This is a genomic window from Rothia endophytica (assembly GCF_039543885.1).
Classification (GTDB): domain Bacteria; phylum Actinomycetota; class Actinomycetes; order Actinomycetales; family Micrococcaceae; genus Rothia; species Rothia endophytica.
Window position 1 is genome coordinate 1 of the sequence record NZ_BAABKP010000012.1, and the last position, 4,570, is coordinate 4,570.

At 57.7% G+C, this 4,570-nt stretch carries 2 protein-coding genes; both read left to right on the forward strand.

From position 1 onward, the window contains the following. The first annotated feature begins 353 nt into the window (after positions 1 to 353). Complete coding sequence (locus ABD982_RS11155; RefSeq protein WP_237204366.1) at positions 354 to 635, forward strand: pyrophosphorylase; 282 nt, start codon at positions 354 to 356, stop codon at positions 633 to 635. Between the two features lie 116 nt (positions 636 to 751). Then, positions 752 to 4,570, forward strand: a 3,819-nt coding sequence (locus ABD982_RS11160; protein WP_345447624.1) for a DUF6531 domain-containing protein, incomplete at its 3' end; no start/stop codon positions are given.

Here is a 4,570-nt window from a genome sequence, read left to right on the forward strand (position 1 = left end):
GTCGGTGACGTAAGAGGTACCGGTGGCAAGGCTCCCAGCAGCTTTGCCTATCCTCTGAATAAATCTCAGAGACTATATGACGAGATTTAACACCCCTCTTGTTGTGTCGCCCCTAGAAAATTTTCTCACCAATAATTGGCGCACTAAGCATTAAGCCCAAAGTCAGAGCCTTGTTGTATACCCCAAAAAGTTTATGATAAAAGCTTCGCCAAGATAGGGGACAAAAATGTAGTTAAGGTTTTGTGTTGACAACAGTAACCTCTAGTCAGGGACACAAAGCCACCCGGATGCCACCTGCCTCAAGGCAGACGGGGGCCTACCCTCAACTCATCACTATGAAAGGTAGCACCACCATGGCACGCGTACTCTCCTCTGACGAAGCAAAGTCAGCAATTACTCGCATCCAGGAAATTATCAACGGCGGCCTGAGCGAGCAGATCTCAGCTCTTGACGGTCAGGGTCAGCTGCTCTCAGACCCCAACAACTGGGATGGCCCCCTGGCAGAACAGTTCCGTGGCTCCACCTGGCCTGAAACCAAGTCAGCCCTCGATAAGGCTAAGACTGAACTTGAAGAACTGCAGCAGCAGCTGCAGAAGATTTCTCAGGATATCTTCACCGCTGGTGGCGGCGCTTAAAGCACCTACCAACTTGTTAGGGAGCGCAGAGGTTAAGGCCTTCTGCGCTCCTTGTACTCTCTAAACCAATCCTTGACCCGTCACCGAAACAGTTTCTGCCTAAAGGACGCTGCACCATGAGCACCCCTGATATTCCCTTCAACTCCACCACTGCTAGCAACGTGCGCAACACCTTCAACGCTACTGCTGAAGCCCTGGACGAGCAGGCTACATCCCGCTCGGCCGCTGCTAGCACCATTATGGACGAGTTCAAGGGACCTTATGCCACGGTCTATGAAGAGAACACCACTCATGTGCCCAGTGATATCAGCAAGCTAGCCCATGCCATGCGCGAGGTAGGTTACCTCATGGACCGGGCTATTGAGGCTTATGAAGAGGCTAAGGCTGATGCTGAGAAAAATATGTTAGAACAAGCCGGTGACGCTATTGCAGATTTCTTTGGGTTTGGTGACGATCCTCAGGTGCCCCCGGCCCCTACCCTCCCGTCAGTAGATACCCCTTCAACAGCGTCCAAGAACACACCAAGTGGCCAGGCGGGGACCGAAAGCACGGTTTCGGGTATTCCCTCCCAGATCCGTGATGGGGTGCAGACGCTCAGTGGCCTTGATAAGAACCTAGAAACCCACCCAGGTTCCTTAGAAGATGCCTTGGCAGCTTACGCTACGGATTGTTCCTGGGCACCGGTGGATGCCGGTGATATCCCCACCCAGTTGAAGAACTGGTTGGATGCTAACGATACTGAGGGTCAATGGCTAGGCAGAATTGCTGATGCACTCGAATCCGTCACTGGGGACCCAAATGCTCTAGCCTCGGTGCCCTATTCGGCTATGGAAGCATCGGTAGGTAGCGCCTCAGCTATGACCCGCGCGGCTATTGATATTAAATCCCCCACTATTCAGGGCTCGGAATCATCCGCCGGTTACATCGGTGACCCCGTCAACGCGGCAACCGGTAACTTCATTGAACCCGAAACCGACCTCACCTTCACCGGTCCCTGCTTCACCCTGGCCCTGACCCGCATGTACAACGCCCTTAACAGCCAGGCTGGGGTCTTCGGCACCGGCTGGTCCTCCCCACTGGATATGCGCCTGGTGCTGAGTGGCGAGAAGGCGACCTGGGTGAAGGAGGACGGCCAGCACCTCATCTTCCCCCGCCGCGGTGAAGGTTGGGAGCGTGCAGAGTTGCATGCTCTGTGGCTGACCCGCCAGAACACCACTGACCTGCCGGTTTCCCTGCCCGCCGATGCCGCCCAGGTGCTGGTGGTCCGTGATAACACCGGTGCCTGGTGGGCTTTTAGTCTCACCGGTGACTGGCTGGCTCACAGTGTGGGTGCTGGGGATGTTGTCACCGTGGACCGTGATGAGCAGGGCCAGGTTGTGGCTCTGCAGCACAGCCGTGGCCGTTCCATCGGTATTGAATACGCTGCTGGCCGGGTGGCCTACGCACAGACCAATGACGGCACCCGCATGGAATACCTCTATGACCGTGAGGGTAGGCTGACCGCTGCTCGCTCCGCACTGGGGCCCCGGGTCTACGACTACAACGAGCAGGGCCTGATCAGCGCGGTAACTGCTGCTGATGGCACGGTTGAGGTGGAAAACTTTTATGATGCCCTCGGGCGGGTGCGTTCACAGAACTACCCGCACGGCGTCACCCGCCGCTACTCCTACCTTGCAGGCGGCCTCACCCTGGTGACCAATGAGGACGGCTCGCACGCCAACTCCTGGGTTTCAGACTCCAAGGGCCGCCTGGTGGGCATGATTGATGCACACCAGAACCGCCAAACCATGGCTTACGATACCTTCAATAACCGGGTGTCAGTCACTGAGCGTGATGGGGCTATGACGGTGCGCGCCTACACTAAGCGCGGTTTGCTAGCCCGTGAGGTCAGCCCTGAAGGTGCCGATACCACCTACGAGTACGATGCCCAGGACCGTTTGATCACGCTGATGACAGCCAACGGGGCAGTGGTGTCTTATGAGTATGCTGATGCTACCGGGGTTGAGCGCAACCCCTCGGCGCTGGTTGATGCTTTGGGTGGGCGTACTGAGATGACCTGGGAGCAGGGCCTGCTGACCTCGATGGTTGGCCCCACCGGTGTCTGGGCCACCTGTTCCTATAATGCTTACGGTGAGATGACTGCCGTGCGCAATGCCGCCGGGGATGTGACCTCCTTTGTGCGTGATGCTGCCGGGCGTATTGAGCGTATTGTCAGCCCGCTGGGACTGACCACCCGGTTCACCTATGATGCTGCCGGTCTTTTGGTCTCCCGTGAAGACGCGGACGGGGCGGTGTGGCGCTTCGGGTATGGGCCCGGTGGGCGCCTAAGAAGTGTCACTGACCCTGCCGGGGCGGTTACTACCTATGAGTACAACGCCGCTGGTGAGGTGGCGAAGACTATTGATCCTCTGGGCCGGGTCAGTACTCGTGGCTTTGATTCTATGGGTAATGTGGTGTCTTTGACTGGTGCGGATGGGGCGCGCTGGGCGCTGGAATATGACCAGCTAATGCAGAACACCGCGGTCATTGACCCGCTGGGTCACCGGTGGTCCCGTGAATTTGATACCAATGGTGGGCTGGCTGCGGTGGTTGACCCCACCGGTGTGCGGGTGAGCACCGAGTATCAGCGTCAGTCTGGCCTGGTGCAGGTCAAGGATGCTTTTGGCACCTACACCACTAGTTTTGATGCTTATGGCCGCCCGGTTAAAGAAACCGCAGCCGATGGCTCTGAGGAAATCTACACCTATGACGCTGCCGGCAACGTGGTGGAGATCCTGGATGCCGAAGGCGCTTTGACCCTGATCGCCCGCGATGGGCGGGGTGAGGTGACCTCGGTGACTTCACCTGAGGGCCGGGTTACTTCCTTTACCTATGATGCGTGTGGCCGTCCGTCCACCATGAGAGAGCCTACCGGCGTCGTAACTACCCTGGAATATGATGCTGATTCACGGGTGGTGGTGCGTTCTACGACTGCTGGTGTGCGTGAGGAGATCACTTATGATGCTGCCTCCCGTCCGGTACTGGTACGCACTAATACCGGGGTGGCCCGCTACGGGTATGACGCCTGCGGGCGCCTGGTCTTTGCTGTGGACCGTAAGTTTGGCACCCGCCGCTTTGTCTATGATGCTGCTGGTCAGCTGGTCACTGCCATCAACGGTCTGGGTGGTAAGACGCGGTACACCTACACCGCTGCCGGTTTGGTGGCCAGCGTAACTGATCCGCGTGGGGAAAGCACGTTCTTTGAGTATGATGCTGCAGGTCAGTTGATCTGCCGCACTGATGCGCTGGGGCGTAAGACGACTGCTTCGTATGATGCTGCTGGGCGTCTGGTGAGTTCGGTGAGCCCGGATGCTGATACGCTCTCGTATACCTACGATGAGGCTGGTTCATTGGCAACTACGCGTTTTAATCAGCAGTTGGTCTGCCGGGTTGCCCGTGATGCTGCTGCTCGTACTACTACTGTTTTTGATTACACTGATCTGGGTGTGGGCCTGGTGGATGAGGGCACTGGCGCCCCGGCGGTGCACACCCTGGTGCATGACCGGGTGGGCCGACTGGTGCGTCAGTGCGTAGCTGGGTCCCTTGCTGGTGGCGGGCATGAGAGTGTGATGACCTATGACCGTGACGGTTTACGCACCAGCCTAAGTGTTGATGGGGCGGTTACTGAGTACACTTATGAGCCGGGCACCGGCTTGCTGTCCTCGGTGATGCGTTCTGCCGCTGATGGTGGTGTGCTTGAGGGGCTGGAGTACCACTACGACGCTCACGGGCAGTTGGTGCGTATTAGTGATGCTGATGGTCAGGTTCTGCGGGCTTTTGGTGTGGCACCGACGGTGGTGCAGGGGCAGGCTTCTGACGCCGGTGATACTGCTAGCTCTGATACGGGCGTTGCCGATAAGGCTGCCACGAGTGCTACCGCTTCTTATGTCACTGAT